The organism is Burkholderia sp. Bp8984 (assembly GCF_003853755.1).
Taxonomy (GTDB): Bacteria; Pseudomonadota; Gammaproteobacteria; order Burkholderiales; family Burkholderiaceae; genus Burkholderia.
This window is the reverse complement of the sequence record NZ_QTQN01000001.1, coordinates 414973-429480: the sequence shown is the minus strand read 5'-3', so window position 1 is coordinate 429480 and position 14508 is coordinate 414973. Positions and strand designations below refer to the sequence as shown.

Genomic DNA, 14508 nt, shown 5'->3' with positions numbered 1-14508 from the left:
GGTTCGCGCCGGGTCGCTGCGTCGCTCACTCCGCCTTCACTTTCTCCCATCCGCCCACCTGCGGCGCCGCACAGGCACGCAGGCACTCGATCGCGGCGGCCACGGCCGCGCGCTTCGCGCTGTCCGGATGCCAGTAGATCGACACCGCGCCCTGGCCCTCGAGCCGCATCGGCAGGATGCGGATCGCGTTCAATTGCTCGAAGCGCCGCGCGGCACGATGCGATGCGACGCCGAGCAGGTCGGTGTTGTTCAGCAGCGTGAGGTTCAGGATCGACGAATTCGATTCGACGCAATGCGGCGGCTGCACGCGCCCGGCGGCCGTCAGCGCGACCTGTAGCGCGTTGTGCACGGGGGTGCCGGGCGGCCAGACGATCCACGAGCAGGCCAGCACCTCGTCCCAGCCGACGGATGCCGTGCCGACGAGCGGGTGATCGGGCCGCGCGACGAACACCACCGGATCGACGTACAGCGCTTCTGCGTGAAGGTGCGGATCGACGGATGCGGACCCGGAACGGCCGACGACGATGTCCAGCTCGCCGCGCGCGAGCTGCGGCATCAGCTGGTTCATCGTGCTCTCCGCGAGCCGCACCTGCGCGCGCGGCATCCGCTTCAGCAACTGCGATACCGCGAGCGGCACCGTATCGGCGGCCGCGACGCCCGACGTGCCGATCGTGACCAGGCCGCTGCCGCCTTCGCGCAGCGCGGCCATGTCGTCGCGCGCGACGTCGAGCTGCGCCTCCACGCGGCGCGCATGCTCGATCAGCGCGTCGCCGTAGGCCGTCGGCCGCAAGCCGCGCGCATGCCGCTCGAACAGCGGCAGGCCGACATCCTCCTCGAGTTCCTTCAGCCATTTCGACAGCGCCGGCTGGGTGGTCGCGAGCGCAGCCGCCGACTGGCTCAGGTTGCCCGTGCTGGCCAGGCTCAGCAGGACCTGCAGGTGCCGCAAGCGCAGCCGGTGGGTCCAGTCCATCGCACGCTCCGTATCGGAAGGTATATCCGAATCAATATGGATTAGATGATTTCACCATTTTACCGGGTATGTCTGCGTCGAATATAAATGCGCTAACGGACTGCGGCACGCGGTCCCCGACCCGACACAGCGCCGACCGCGATCGGCCGCCCCAAGGAGACATCATGACCAGCCGACACCCGGATACGTCGCGCGCTGATTACTACGCCCGGATCGCCGAGCAGCGCCTCGCCCCGTTGTGGGAATCGCTGCACAACCTCGTGCCGAAGACGCCGCAGCCGGCCGCGCAGGCCGCGATCTGGAAGTACGCACGGGTGCGCGACCTGGTGATGCAGGCCGGCAGCGTGATCAGCGCGGAAGAAGCCGTGCGCCGCGTGCTGGTGCTGGAGAACCCGGGCCTGCCCGGCAAGTCGAGCATGACGCCGACCCTGTACGCAGGCATGCAGCTGATCCTGCCCGGCGAGATCGCGCCGAGCCACCGGCATACGCAGTCGGCGCTGCGCTTCATCGTCGAAGGCAAGGGCGCATGGACCGCGGTGAACGGCGAGCGCACGACGATGCATCCGGGCGACTTCATCATCACGCCGTCTTGGGCGTGGCACGACCACGGCAATCCGGCGGTGGAAGACGGCGGCGAGCCGGTCGTGTGGCTCGACGGGCTCGACATTCCGCTCGTCGCGAACCTCGACGCGGGTTTCGCCGAAAACCATCCGATGGCCGAGCAGCCGGTGAGCCGCGCGGAAGGCGACAGCTTCGCGCGCTTCGGCCACAACATGGCGCCGGTGCGGCATCGCGCGAGCGATCCGACGTCGCCGGTGTTCAGCTATCCGTATGCGCGCACCCGCGACGCGCTCGACGCGCTGTACCGCAACGGCGAACTCGACGCGTGGGACGGCGTGAAGCTGCGCTACGTGAACCCCGCGACGGGCGGCTGGCCGATGCCGACGATCGCGACCTTCATGCAGTTCCTGCCGGCCGGCTTCGACGGCCGCACGTATCGCAGCACCGACGCGACGATCTACTGCGTCGTCGAAGGCAGCGGCACCGCGCACATCGGCGGCGACGCGTTCGCGTTCGAGCCGCACGACATCTTCGTCGCGCCGTCGTGGGCGCCGGTGCGGCTGTCTGCGTCGTCCGACAGCGTGCTGTTCAGCTATTCCGACCGGCCGGTGCTGTCCGCGCTGAACCTGCTGCGCGAAGCGCGCGACTGACGCCCGTTTTCCCCGCTTCGTTGCGTGCGTCGCCGACGCGGCGCGCGTTCCTTCCTTCATGCCTACGCTGGAGCCGTTCATGACTTATGTTTTCCCGCCCGAAGCGCCGGTGGCGCTTCCCGTCGCCGGCAGCGACGCCCGCTTCGCGGTGCGCCGCGTGTACTGCGTCGGCCGCAACTACGCGGCGCATGCGCGCGAAATGGGCTTCGATCCCGATCGCGAACCGCCGTTCTTCTTCTGCAAGCCGGCCGATTCGGTCGTGCCGGTCGCCTACGGCGAAACGCTCGATCTCGCGTATCCGTCGCAGACGCAGAACTATCACTACGAAGCCGAGCTCGTCGCGGTGATCGGCAAGGGCGGCGCCGACATTCCGCTCGAGCGTGCGCTCGAGCACGTGTGGGGTTATGCGGTCGGCCTCGACATGACGCGCCGCGACCTGCAGATGAAGATGCGCGAGATGGGCCGGCCGTGGGAAATCGGCAAGGCGTTCGACCGTTCCGCGCCGATCGGCCCCGTGCATCCGGCGAGCGAGGTCGGTCATTTCGAGCAGGCCGGCCTGTGGCTGACGGTCAACGGCGCGACGAAGCAGAAGAGCGACGTGTCGCACCTGATCTGGTCGGTCGCGGAAACGGTCGCCGACCTGTCGAAATTCTTCCGCCTCGAACCGGGCGACGTGATCTTCACCGGCACGCCGGAAGGCGTCGGCGCGGTGGTCAAGGGCGACGTGATGCAGGTCGGCGTCGAGCGGCTCGGCGAACTGGCCGTGCACGTGGTCTGACGCGCGCCTCGCTTTCCTCGAAAGGTCACATCGTGCAACTGCATAGCTTCTTCAACAGTTCGACGTCCTATCGGGTGCGCATCGCGCTCGCGCTGAAAGGACTGTCGTACGACACGCTGCCCGTGAACATCCGCACGGGCGAGCACCGCGAGGCCGGCTACGTCGCGCAGGTGAATCCGTCGGCGTCGGTGCCGGCGCTCGTCGACGGCGATTTCCGTCTCGGCCAGTCGCTCGCGATCATCGACTACCTCGACCGGATTCGTCCGGCGCCGCGGCTGATTCCGCTCGAACCGCGGCAGCGCGCACGCGTGCTGGAACTCGCGACGCTGATCGCATGCGACATCCACCCGGTCAACAACCTGCGGGTGCTGCGCTACCTCGACAGCGAACTGCAGGTCACGCCGCAGCAGAAGAGCGCGTGGTACCGGCACTGGGTCGCGGAAGGGATGGCCGGCGTCGAGCGTCTGCTCGCGCGTGCGGACACGGGTCCGTGGTGTTTCGGCGAGGCGCCGACACTCGCCGACGTATGCCTCGTGCCGCAGGTCGCGAACGCGCTGCGGATGGATTGCGACCTGAGCGCGTATCCGCGCAGCCTGGCGATTCACGAACACGCGCGGCGCGAGCCGGCATTCGACGCAGCGCAGCCGCAGCGGCAACCGGACTACATCGCGTAACACGAAGCAGGAGACAGACATGGGCGAGACACACAACACAGGCCGACGCGTACTCGTGATCGGCGGCGGCATCGGCGGGCTCGCGACGGCGCTGGCGCTCGCGCGCCAGGGCATTCGCGTGACGCTGCTCGAGCAGGCCGCGCAAATCGGCGAGATCGGCGCGGGCATCCAGCTCGCCGCGAACGCGTTCAACGCGCTCGACGCGCTGGGCGTCGGCGAGGCCGCGCGCGGCCGGGCGGTGTTTACCGACCGGCTGCAACTGATGGATGCGGTCGATGCGCGGGAAGTCGCGTGCGTCGACACGGGCGCCGCGTATCGCGAACGCTTCGGTAACCCGTATGCGGTGATCCATCGCGCGGACATCCACCTGTCGATCTACGAGGCGGTCAAGGATCATCCGCTGATCGAGTTCCGGACCAGCACGCAGGTGTGCGGGTTCGAGCAGGATGACCACGGCGTGACCGTGATCGATCAGCACGGCGAGCGTTATCGCGCCGATGCGGTGATCGGCTGCGACGGCGTGAAGTCCGCGATCCGTCACGCGTTGATCGGCGACGCGCATCGCGTGACGGGGCACGTCGTGTATCGCGCGGTCGTCGACGTCGACAACATGCCGAAGGATCTGCAGATCAATGCGCCGGTCGTCTGGGCCGGCCCGCATTGCCATCTCGTCCACTATCCGCTGCGCGGCGGCCGGCAGTACAACCTCGTCGTCACGTTCCACAGCCGCGAGCAGGAAACCTGGGGCGTGCGCGACGGCAGCAAGGAGGAAGTGCTGTCGTACTTCGACGGCATCCATCCGCTGCCGAAGCAGATGCTCGACCGGCCGACGTCGTGGAAGCGCTGGGCGACCGCCGACCGCGACCCGGTCGAGCGCTGGAGTGCGGGCCGCGCGACGGTGCTCGGCGACGCTGCCCATCCGATGACGCAATACCTCGCGCAGGGCGCGTGCCAGGCGCTCGAGGATGCGGTGACGCTCGGCGCGGCCGTCGCGCAGACCGACGGCGACTTCGAGGCCGCGTTTGCGCTGTACGAGCGCGTGCGGATTCCGCGCACCGCACGCGTGCTGTATTCGGCGCGCGAGATGGGGCGGATCTATCACGCGAAGGGCGTCGAGCGGCAGGTGCGCAACGCGCTGTGGGTCGGACGCACGCAGGCGCAGTTCTACGACGCGCTCGACTGGCTGCACGGCTGGCGCGCGGAGAACTGCCTGAAGTCCGTTGCCTGACGCCTTTCGGTTTGCATCCGGCGGCGCGCATTTCAACGACATCGCGCGCGACCGCCTTCATGGAGGAGACATCATCATGGCCGATACGCTGTCCATCGACGTCAGCGAATGGATCGACCGACATCGCGTTGCGCCGTTTCAGGCCGCGATCGTCGTGTTGTGCTTCCTGATCGTCGCGATCGACGGTTTCGACACGGCATCGATCGGGTTCATCGCCCCCGTCATTCGTGCGGAATGGGGCCTGTCGCCCGCGCAGCTCGCGCCGGTGTTCGGCGCCGGGCTCGCCGGGCTGATGGCCGGCGCGCTCGTGTTCGGGCCGTTCGGCGACCGGTTCGGCCGCAAGCGCCTGCTGCTCGCCTGTGTCGCGTGTTTCGGCATCGCGAGTGCGGCGTCGGCGAGCGCGGGCGGTTTGACCGAACTGATCGCGTGGCGCTTCGTGACGGGCCTCGGGCTCGGCGGCGCGATGCCGAACGCGATCACGCTGACGTCCGAGTATTGCCCCGCGCGGCGGCGCTCGCTGCTCGTGACGACGATGTTCTGCGGCTTCACGATCGGCTCCGCGCTCGGCGGACTCGCGGCCGCGTCGCTGATCGAACGCGACGGCTGGCGCGCGGTGCTCGTCGTCGGCGGTGCCGCGCCGCTGCTGCTTCTGCCGGTGCTCGCATGGCGCTTGCCCGAATCGGTGCGCTACCTCGTCAACACCGGCGCGGCGCGTGAACGGATCGCGGCGATGCTCGCACGCATCGCACCGGACCCGCATCTCGCGCACGCGTCGTTCATCGCACCGCGCGGCAAGCCGGCCGCTTCGCCGCTCGGCCGCCTGTTCGGCGCCGACCTGCTGCGCGGCACGCTGCTGCTGTGGCTCACGTTCTTCATGAGCCTGCTCGTCATCTACCTGTTGTCGAGCTGGCTGCCGACGCTGTTGCGCACGACCGGCGCGACGTTGCAGACGGCCGCGCGCGTGACCGCGATGTTCCAGGTCGGCGGCACGCTCGGCGCGATCGTGCTCGGCGGGCTGATGGACCGCTTCGATCCGCATCGCGTGTTGGCATGCAGCTATGCGGCGGCCGGCGTGTTCGTCGCGGCGATCGGCGTGCTGGCCGCGTCGCCGGCGGGCGCCGCGCTGGTCGTGTTCGCCGCGGGCTTTTGCGTGTCGGGCTCGCAGGTCGGCGCGAACGCGCTGTCGGCCGCGTTCTACCCGACCGAGTGCCGGACCACGGGCGTGAGCTGGGCGAACGGAATCGGCCGCGGCGGGTCGGTCGTCGGTTCGATGGCGGGCGGGGCGATGCTCGCGATGGGGCTGCCGTTGCCGATCGCCTTCGCATTCGTCGCGGTGCCGTGCGTGATCGCCGGGATCGCGGTGCTGGTGCTGGGCGCGGTACGGGCCGGCGAGAAGCGCGCGGCGGCAGCCGATGCGCTTGCCGGCGAGCAGGCGTAGCGGAGGCAGGGGTGGGCGTCGCAGACGGCGCTTTCCTTTTTCTTCCGATGGCGCCGACCGAAAGTACGAATCAACGATATATAAATATATATAATATTGATTCGTTAATCGAATGCGATCGCTCTCATGAACGCCGACCCTTCCACCGGGCTGCCCGAGCCCGATCAGATGCGCGCCGCCGCCGAATCGGCGTGCGCGCTGCTCAAGGTGCTGTCCAATCCCGACCGGTTGCTGCTGCTGTGCGAACTGTCGCAGGGCGAACGCTGCGTGAGCGATCTCGAGGCGCGGCTGGATATTCGCCAGCCGACACTGTCGCAGCAGCTGGGTGTGTTGCGGGACAACGCGCTCGTCCGCACGCGCCGCGAAGGCAAGAACATCCACTACTCGCTCGACAGCCTGGCTGCGATCGCGGTGATGGGCGTGCTGTACGAACAGTTCTGCGGCCCGGCCGCGAAGGGGACGCGCGATGCAGCTTGATGCGCTTCATTTCACGCCGTGGCTGTCGCTTGCCGGCGGCGTGCTGATCGGGCTTGCGGCCGCGTGGCTCATGGCGTTCAACGGGCGGATCGCCGGAATCAGCGGTATCGTCGGCAGCCTGTTTACGGCCGGTGCGGCGGAGCGCGGCTGGCGTGCCGCGTTCGTCGCCGGGCTGATCGCCGCGCCGCTGCTGATGCGTGTCGCCGGTGCCGCCGTGACGCCGCAGGTCGATGCAGGCTGGGGCGAGTTGCTGGCGGCCGGCCTGCTGGTCGGGATCGGCACGCGCTATGCGGGCGGATGCACGAGCGGTCACGGCGTCTGCGGGCTGTCGCGCGGCGCGACGCGCTCGATCGTCGCGACGGCGGTCTTCATGGTCGCGGGCTTCGCGACCGTATTCGTGCAACGGCACGTGCTCGGGGGCTGACATGCAGGCAGGATTCGCGTTTCTGGCGGGGCTGATGTTCGGCGTCGGCCTCATCGTGTCGGGGATGGCCAACCCGCAGAAGGTGCTCGGTTTTCTCGACCTGGCCGGCCGCTGGGATCCGTCGCTCGCATTCGTGATGGCCGGCGCGATCGGCGTCGCCGTGTTCGCGTTCGCATGGGCGAAGCACCGGTCGCGGTCGTTGCTCGGCCTGCCGATCCAGTGGCCGGCCGTGCGGACGATTACCGTGCGCCTCGTCGCCGGCAGCGCCGTGTTCGGCATCGGCTGGGGGCTTGCCGGGTTCTGCCCGGGGCCGGCGATCGTGTCGATCGGGCTCGGGTCGGTGAAGGGCATCGCGTTCGTCGGCGCGATGCTGGCCGGGATGGCATTGTTCGAATGGATCGAGCGCGCGCGGAAGGTGCGGTAGCAACGCGCGGCTGCTGCGGCCGAGGTTGTCGGCGTGGCCGAAGCGGCCCGGCCCGGCGAGGGCGACGGACGGGCTCGAATTCGTCGCCGGGGGAGCGACACGGTGATCGTGCGGCGACAACGGCGACGGTGTGTAGGCGTCGCGCGGCCGGGCTCGAATTCGTCGCCGGATGGAGCGACACGGTGATCGCGTGGCGACACCGGCGACGGTGTTGTAGCCGTCGCGTCAGGACTGCTCGCGCACATGCCGCTCGCCGAGCAGCCGCGCGGACGCCCGCTGCAGCCACGCACGCCACACCGCGAATACGCCGGGCCTGGCCACGGGCGCCGCGACGGTCGCGGCAACCGGCCCGGCGCCGCCGGCGGACAATGCCACGTGACCGGCCGTCTCGATCGTCAGGCATTCGCCTTCGTCGAGCACGCGGCGAACGTATTGCGGCGCATCGGGCAGCCAGTCGAGCCCGCCGTGACGTAACGTGACCGCGAGCGCGCCGTCGAGCACGATGACGCGGCTGCCCTTGTCGAACCACGCAAAGTGGCTTTGCCCGGCGTCGAGCCGGATGTCGTGCGTCCGCATGGCGTGTCCTTTTCCCGGTTGCGCGGCCCGGCGATGGCAGGGCGACAGCGTGCAATCAGGTTAAGGAAACGCGTGCGGACAGGACAGATTCAGGGGACGGGTATCTGTTACGGTGCAGACGGCGATTTCATGTTGCTGTATCGGTGAGTTTCCCCGGAATCTGTATCTGGCGTGCGCCCGGGCGCGCGGGCAGGATGACCCGCATGACGCCCATCACCGATCCATCCCGCATGACTTTGCCGATGGCCGGCGAGCCGCTTTACGAACGGCTCGCCGAGCATTACCGCCGCATCATCGCGGCCGGCACGCTGTCGCCCGGCGACCGGATGCCGTCCGTGCGTGCGTTCATGGCGCAGCACGGCGTGAGCCTGTCTACCGCGACCCAGGCCTTCCGGCGGCTCGAGGATACGGGCTGGTGCGAAGCCAGACCGCGCTCGGGCTACTTCGTGCGCCGGCGCGCGGTGGCCGCGCTCGACACGCTGCCGGAAAGCGACGGGCAGCCGCTGAGCGTCGAGCCGCCGTTCGCGGGGCTGCACGAACGCGTGTCGCGCGTGATCGATCGTGCGAACGCGAGGCCCGACGCGCTGAATCTCGGTGGCGCATCCGCGCTGGCGACGCTGTACCCGGCCGAGCGCCTGCAGGCGCTGGCGATCCGGCTGCTACGGCGCAAGCCGACGCTGCTGACCGACGCGGGGCCGGTTGGCGGCTCGGCCGAATTCCGGCAGACGATGGCCAAACGCGCGCTGTCGTACGGCGTGACCGTGTCGCCGGACGACGTGATGTCGACGAGCGGCGGCGTCGATGCCGTGAATCTCGCGTTGCGCGCGGTGGCACGCCCCGGCGACACGATCGCGATCGAATCGCCGGCCTTTTTCGGCTTGATCCAGCTGCTCGAAAGCCTCGGCCTGCGTGCACTCGAGATTCCGGCCAGCCCGACGACCGGGTTGTCGATCGAAGCGCTCGACGTGGCGCTGACCGCGTACCCGGATATTCGGGCCGTGGTCGTCGTGCCGAATCTGCAGAACCCGCTCGGCAGCGTGATGCCCGACGAACGCAAGGCTGCGCTGGTCGCGCTGTGCTCGCGTCGCGGCGTGGCCGTGATCGAGGACGAGCCGTATCGCGAACTCGTGGAAGCGCCGCACGCGGTGAAACCCGTGAAGGCATGGGACCGCGACGGCACGGTGATCTATTGCCCGTCGCTCAACAAGGTGCTGGCGCCCGGAATGCGGCTCGGCTGGATGAGCGCGGGCCGCTGGCACGCGCGCGTGAAGATGCTCAAGTTCGCGCAAAGCCGGCACAACGCCGCGTTGCTGCAGGCCGTCGCGGCCGAATTCGTCGGCTCGGGTGCGTTCGACCGCCACCTGCACCGGTTTCGCGAACAGCTTCGCGTGCAGCGCGATGTGACGATCGATGCGATCGCGCGCCATTTTCCCGCCGGCACGCGGATGAACCGGCCGCCCGGCGGCATGCTGCTGTGGATCGCGCTGCCCGACGGCGTGCGTTCCGAAGCCTTGTTCGATGCCGCGCTCGCACGCGGGGTAAGGATCGCGCCAGGCGCGATCTTCTCGAATTCCGACCGCTTTGACGCGTATATCCGGCTTGCCTGCACGCGGGTGTTCGACACGGCACATGAAGCGGCAATCGAAACGCTCGGCCAGTTGATACGCGACGCGGCGGCCGCTGCGTGAGCAGGGCGGGTGTCGGCCGGGCTGGCGCGTTGGCTACCGGGCTCGGCGGTCGTGACGAGAGCACGGGCCGGCCGATCCGGCTCGCCGCATTCTCCGCGGCCGGCCGCCGCGCGGCGACGCGCCGACGATACGATTTCGGCGATTTCATCGGCTGACCGCATGCGCGGCGAGGTGCTGACGGATCAGCGACAGATAGCGATCTCCGACCGAGAAGTCGCGTGCGGCACGCGGCCGCTCCGCCGGGCGCAGCGTGGCCGGCGCGCTCATGCCCAGATACCGGCATACCGCCGACGGAAAGGGCTTTCGCGTATGCCCGAGCTGGCGCGCCGCACGCTCGACGCGGGCGTCGCCGACCTGCGCACGCAGCCATGCCAGCACTTGGCGATCGGTGTCGTTGACGATACGGACCAGATGTTCCATCGCGCACCTCACTGTTCATAAATACAGTACTGTAAATATAACCAGTGTTTGCGGCGACCGCAAGCGGATGCGCACGCGCCTGGCCGTTCGGCCAGGGTCAACGCGCCGGCGCGGCGGCGCGGGCGATGCGGGCGGCGGCCGGGACGGGATTCGCGTAGCGTGCGTCGGTCAGCGTGCCGAGGAACGCGACGATGTCGTCGATTTCCGCGTCGGTCAGCGCGGGCGGCGTGCCGGGCCGGCGGTTCATCGGCGTCGAATTGACGTTGATGTTGCCGCGATAGGCGGCCGGCACGTCGTCGAACGTCCGGGCGCCGTGATACCAGCGGCCAGGGTCGGTCGAGCGGGTGTTGTAGAACGCGACCGCGTCGCGCAGCGTCGTGAACACGCCGTTGTGCATGAACGTCTGCTTGACCGCGACGTTGCGCAGTCCCGGCGTGCGCAGGTAGCCGCACCATTGCGTCGGCTCGGGCCAGCGCAGCCGCGCAGCCGTATCGCACAGACCGTTGTCGAAATGGCGCGGATCGCGGTTCGCGGGCAGTGCGTGGTTGCGCGGCACCGCGATCGCGTCGTAGCCGAAATCGGTGAAGAGCGAGCGCTCCGGCCGGCTCGACGTTTCCGACAGCGTATGGCAGCTCATGCAATTGCCCTTGTCGGGATTGCGGAACAGCGCCAGGCCGCGCATCTCGGCCGGCGCGAGCGGCTTGCGCGTGCGCAGGAATGCGTCGAAGCGCGACGTGAACGGCGCCATCTCGTCGCTCTGCAGATAGGCCTCGACGGCCGAGCCGAGCGCCCGCACCAGTTGCTCGGGATCGCGCCGCGCCGACGTGCCGAAGCGCGCGGCGAGATCGCCCGCCAGTTCGGTGCCGTCGACCTTGCGCAGCAGCGCGGCCGGCGACCGGTTGTTCATCTCGTTCGGGTCGAACAGCGGCCCGCGGATCTGTTCGGCGAGCGTGTCCGCGCGGCCGTCGCTGAACAGGCCGCCGAACGGCGACGGCGCGGGCGCGTCGTCGTCCTGGTAGAAGTGGCGGCGCGGCACGTAGCGCACGTAGAGCAGCGATGGCGCGTTGCGCTGGCTGAAGCGCCCGTGGCGGCTGCCTTCCGGCACGCCCGGCCCCGCGAGCGAAGCGGCCGACAAGGTCGGCGCGAACGCGCGCCCCGGATCGTGGCAGCCCGCGCACGACATGCCGCGCGGCTCGGACAGCCGCGGATCGAAGAAGATCCGGCGGCCCAGCGCGACGAGCGTCGGGTCGGGCGCGAAACGGGCGGTGGCCGCGTCGACCTTGTCGGTCACCTGCGGCGTGCCGTTGCCGATCGTACCGACGACGCGCGCCGGCGGCGCGCCGGGGAGCAGGGTCGTTTCGGCAGGTGCGCCGTGGGCCGCGAGCGCCGCTCCGGCGAGCACGGCGGCGGCAAGGGCGCGTACCGCCCGTCCGCCGGCGGCCGGAACCGCGGCGGACGCCGGACGCCCGGCGAGGGCGACCGAAGGAATCGGCCGCCTTCGCGATCCAGCCATTCCTTCCCGGCAGCCGGCCGCATCCGCCGAACACGCCGAACACGCCGCATCCGCCGAATCCGCCGAATCCGCCGAATCCGCCGAATCCGCAGAATCCATCAAACCGCCATGCAATCGAACTTCGTCCCTCACGGCGCGATGAACCCCGTCTTGTCGCATGCGAGCGTGTTGCCCGACTGGTCGCACGACGCGAGCAGCTTGCCCGCCGCCGAATACGCATGGAACACCCAGCCCGTCGCCGGCGCCCCGCGTCGCTCCATGATCAGGAACCCGAAGCTGTTGTTGTGCGACAGCCGTTCGATCACGGCGCCCGGCGCCGGCGTCAGGCCGGCGGGGAACGGGTCGGGCAGCGCGACGTCGAGGTTGTCGCCGCCGTTGCCGGACACGATCGTCGCCGGATGCCCGGACGAGAAGTTGATCGCCTGGAAGTCGTGCACGTGCCCGTGCAGCGCGACGTGGATGCCGGGCGGGTAGTACGCCTGCGCGTTCAGGCTCGCCATCACCGACTGCAGCGCGAGGTTGCCCGGCGCGGGCGTGCTGCCGGCGATCGGCGCGAACGCGAGGATCGGATGGTGGTTCGTGAAGATCGTCGTCGACATGCCGGCCTTCGACGCGAGCGACGCGACCGTCTGGAACTGCTTCTGGTAGATGCGGAATTGCGCGTCGGTCGTCTTCAGCGGATTGCGGCCGACCTTCGCGGTGTCGAACACGATCACCTGCGTGCCGCCGCCGAGCGACACCGCATAGGGATCCGAGTAGTTCGCGTCGTCGTCGTTGGCCGGATCGTCGCACGAACGGGCCGCCGAATACGGGCGCGGATCGAGGAAGCGGTACCAGCCCTGGCCGGCCCGTGCGCATTCCTCGTGGTTGCCGCGCACGACGACCCACGGCGCCTTCGCGAACAGCGGCGCGGCCGGGCGGAACAGGTCGGCCTGCCACGCATCCCAGCCATAGCCCCACGGGCTGTCCTTGCAGCCGGCGATGTCGGGCGGGCACGCGTTTTCGCGGTAGTGATAGTCGCCGACGTGCAGCACGAGGTCCGGCGACAGCTTCGCGACGCTCGCCGCGATCGTGTCGAACGGCCAGACCGTCGCGTCGTTGCACGCCTGCCATGCGTTGTCGGCCTTCTTCATCCGGCAGCCGGTGTCGGCGATGATCGCGATGCGCTGCGGCTGCGCTTTCGGCAGCGGCAGTGCGCGGCCCGCGACGCTCGCCGTTTGCGCATCGGCCGGCAGCGCCGCTTCGCAGACGGACACCGGGAAGCTCGACGGTTTCGAGTCGGCCGCGGCGCTCGCCGTCGGACGCTGCGCAACGGTCGCGGCGCCGGCGCGCAGCGTCATGCGCGACAGCTTGCCGTCGACGGACAGTTGCGGGCACAGCGGATCGCTCGCGGATGCAGGGCTGTAGCTCGTGATCACGCGTGCGATCGCCTGGTTCGCGTCGCCGATCTCGACCCACGCGGCCTGGAGGTTGATCGCGGCACTGGCCGGATCGGCGGGCGTATCGATGTGATTCGAACACGCGGACAGCGCCGCGAGGGCAACAAGCGGAGCGCAGCGCGCGAGCAGTGCGCGCGGGAGGAGTCGTCGCATGAGAGGCACCGTAGGAAAGTCGTCAACGATACGCAGCGCGAGTGTAAGAAATGTGAAGGGCGGAGTCCGACGGCCGGCCGGCGCGCGAGTCGTGCCGCGGTCGCTGCCTTGACCTCAAGCCGGCTTGAAGCAGCATAGTCCGGATCACGGTCAACGATACGGACGAAAAAGGAGAATCGACGATGAAAGACAGCCGGGCAAACGAAGCGCAGTCTGCGCTGTGGAATGGTCCGTCGGGGCTGGCATGGGTCGACGCGCAGCGCTCGCTCGACCGGATGTTCGAGCCGTTCGAGACGCTGCTCGCGGACGCGGCGGCCGCGGCATCCGCGCGCTGCGTGCTCGACGTCGGCTGCGGCACCGGCGCGGTGACGCTCGCGATCGCACGGCGGCTTGGTGCGCACGCGCACTGTACCGGCGTCGATATTTCGGCGCGGATGATTGCCGCCGCACGGGCGCGTGCCGAACGCGCCGGCCTGGGCGCCGGCTTCGTGCATGCCGATGCGCAGACGCATGCATTCGCGCCGGGTCGGTTCGACCTGATCGTGTCGCGCTTCGGCGTGATGTTCTTCGACGATCCGGTGCGCGCCTTCGCGAACCTGCGGCACGCGGCGCGCGCGAACGCGCAACTGCGATTCGTTGCATGGCGCGGCGCCGCCGACAATCCGTTCATGACGACGGCCGAGCGTGTCGCGGCAACGTTGCTGCCGGACCTGCCGGCGCGGCAGCCGGGGGCGCCGGGGCAATTCGCGTTCGGCGACCGGCAGCGGATCGCGTCGGTGCTGTCGGACAGCGGCTGGGCCGACATCGCGATCGAGCCGATCGACCAGGCGTGCGCGTTGCCCGAGGCGGCGTTGAACGACTACATCGCGCGGCTGGGCCCGGTCGGGCTCGCGCTTCAGGACGCGGACGACGCGACGCGGCGGCGCGTGGTCGAAACGGTGCGCGCTGCGTTCGAGCCTTACGTGCAGGGCGCTGACGTGCGGTTCGACGCGGCGTGCTGGCTCGTCACGGCGCGGGCGCCGTCTGCATGACGCGTGAGGCTACGAGGACGACCGACGTTCGGCATGCACGCTGCCGTTCGCGCATGACAAGGCA

At 69.5% G+C, this 14508-nt stretch carries 15 protein-coding genes; 10 read left to right on the top strand and 5 right to left on the bottom strand.

The genetic code is table 11. From position 1 onward, the window contains the following. Positions 1-25: 25 nt before the first annotated feature. The gene (locus DID98_RS01845; protein ID WP_124485020.1) at positions 26-970 is read right to left on the bottom strand and encodes a LysR family transcriptional regulator; all 945 of its coding nucleotides are present in this window, start codon (positions 968-970) and stop codon (positions 26-28) included. Positions 971-1134: 164 nt separating this feature from the next. Between DID98_RS01845 and gtdA the strand changes: the two genes are divergently transcribed. The 8 genes from gtdA to DID98_RS01805 all read left to right on the top strand — a co-directional run bounded on the left by gtdA (position 1135) and on the right by DID98_RS01805 (position 7624). Continuing rightward, on the top strand, positions 1135-2181 hold the full coding sequence (gene gtdA, locus DID98_RS01840) for a gentisate 1,2-dioxygenase (protein WP_124519670.1): 1047 nt from the start codon (positions 1135-1137) through the stop codon (positions 2179-2181). Positions 2182-2260: 79 nt separating this feature from the next. Further along, a complete protein-coding gene (locus DID98_RS01835; RefSeq protein WP_124485018.1) occupies positions 2261-2959 on the top strand; it encodes a fumarylacetoacetate hydrolase family protein in 699 nt (232 codons plus the stop codon). A 32-nt stretch (positions 2960-2991) separates the two neighbouring features. Then, positions 2992-3633: a maleylacetoacetate isomerase gene (gene maiA, locus DID98_RS01830; RefSeq protein ID WP_124519669.1), complete on the top strand. Its 642-nt coding sequence runs from the start codon at positions 2992-2994 to the stop codon at positions 3631-3633. Between the two features lie 19 nt (positions 3634-3652). Next, positions 3653-4861 carry a 3-hydroxybenzoate 6-monooxygenase gene (locus DID98_RS01825; RefSeq protein ID WP_124519668.1) on the top strand — a complete coding sequence of 403 codons (1209 nt, stop codon included), beginning with the start codon at positions 3653-3655 and terminating at the stop codon, positions 4859-4861. A gap of 76 nt (positions 4862-4937) precedes the next feature. Then, positions 4938-6299 carry an aromatic acid/H+ symport family MFS transporter gene (locus tag DID98_RS01820; RefSeq protein WP_124519667.1) on the top strand — a complete coding sequence of 454 codons (1362 nt, stop codon included), beginning with the start codon at positions 4938-4940 and terminating at the stop codon, positions 6297-6299. 126 nt (positions 6300-6425) lie between these two features. Then, positions 6426-6776, top strand: coding sequence for a helix-turn-helix transcriptional regulator (locus DID98_RS01815; protein ID WP_124519666.1), 351 nt, complete (start codon positions 6426-6428; stop codon positions 6774-6776). After that, complete coding sequence (locus tag DID98_RS01810) at positions 6766-7200, top strand: YeeE/YedE family protein (RefSeq protein WP_044842894.1); 435 nt, start codon at positions 6766-6768, stop codon at positions 7198-7200. Before DID98_RS01815 ends, DID98_RS01810 begins: the two co-directional genes overlap by 11 nt. 1 nt (position 7201) lies before the next feature. Next, a complete protein-coding gene (locus DID98_RS01805; RefSeq protein ID WP_124485013.1) occupies positions 7202-7624 on the top strand; it encodes a DUF6691 family protein in 423 nt (140 codons plus the stop codon). Between the two features lie 225 nt (positions 7625-7849). On the opposite strand, the gene DID98_RS01800 is transcribed toward DID98_RS01805, so the two are convergent. Beyond that, positions 7850-8200: a hypothetical protein gene (locus DID98_RS01800; protein ID WP_124485012.1), complete on the bottom strand. Its 351-nt coding sequence runs from the start codon at positions 8198-8200 to the stop codon at positions 7850-7852. Between the two features lie 194 nt (positions 8201-8394). On the opposite strand from DID98_RS01800, the gene DID98_RS01795 reads away from it, so the two are divergent. After that, positions 8395-9888 carry a PLP-dependent aminotransferase family protein gene (locus tag DID98_RS01795; protein WP_124519665.1) on the top strand — a complete coding sequence of 498 codons (1494 nt, stop codon included), beginning with the start codon at positions 8395-8397 and terminating at the stop codon, positions 9886-9888. Between the two features lie 144 nt (positions 9889-10032). On the opposite strand, the gene DID98_RS01790 is transcribed toward DID98_RS01795, so the two are convergent. The 3 genes from DID98_RS01790 to DID98_RS01780 all read right to left on the bottom strand — a co-directional run bounded on the left by DID98_RS01790 (position 10033) and on the right by DID98_RS01780 (position 13413). Continuing rightward, the gene (locus tag DID98_RS01790) at positions 10033-10308 is read right to left on the bottom strand and encodes a hypothetical protein (protein ID WP_044842898.1); all 276 of its coding nucleotides are present in this window, start codon (positions 10306-10308) and stop codon (positions 10033-10035) included. A 97-nt stretch (positions 10309-10405) separates the two neighbouring features. After that, a complete protein-coding gene (locus DID98_RS01785; RefSeq protein ID WP_124519664.1) occupies positions 10406-11710 on the bottom strand; it encodes a cytochrome-c peroxidase in 1305 nt (434 codons plus the stop codon). A 239-nt stretch (positions 11711-11949) separates the two neighbouring features. Further along, positions 11950-13413 (bottom strand): metallophosphoesterase, encoded by a 1464-nt coding sequence (locus DID98_RS01780; protein WP_124519663.1) that lies wholly within the window; start codon positions 13411-13413, stop codon positions 11950-11952. Positions 13414-13595: 182 nt separating this feature from the next. Here DID98_RS01780 and DID98_RS01775 point away from each other — a divergent pair, with 182 nt between their 5' ends. Further along, positions 13596-14444, top strand: a complete 849-nt coding sequence (locus DID98_RS01775; protein WP_124519662.1) for a class I SAM-dependent methyltransferase — start codon at positions 13596-13598, stop codon at positions 14442-14444. Positions 14445-14508 lie beyond the last annotated feature (64 nt).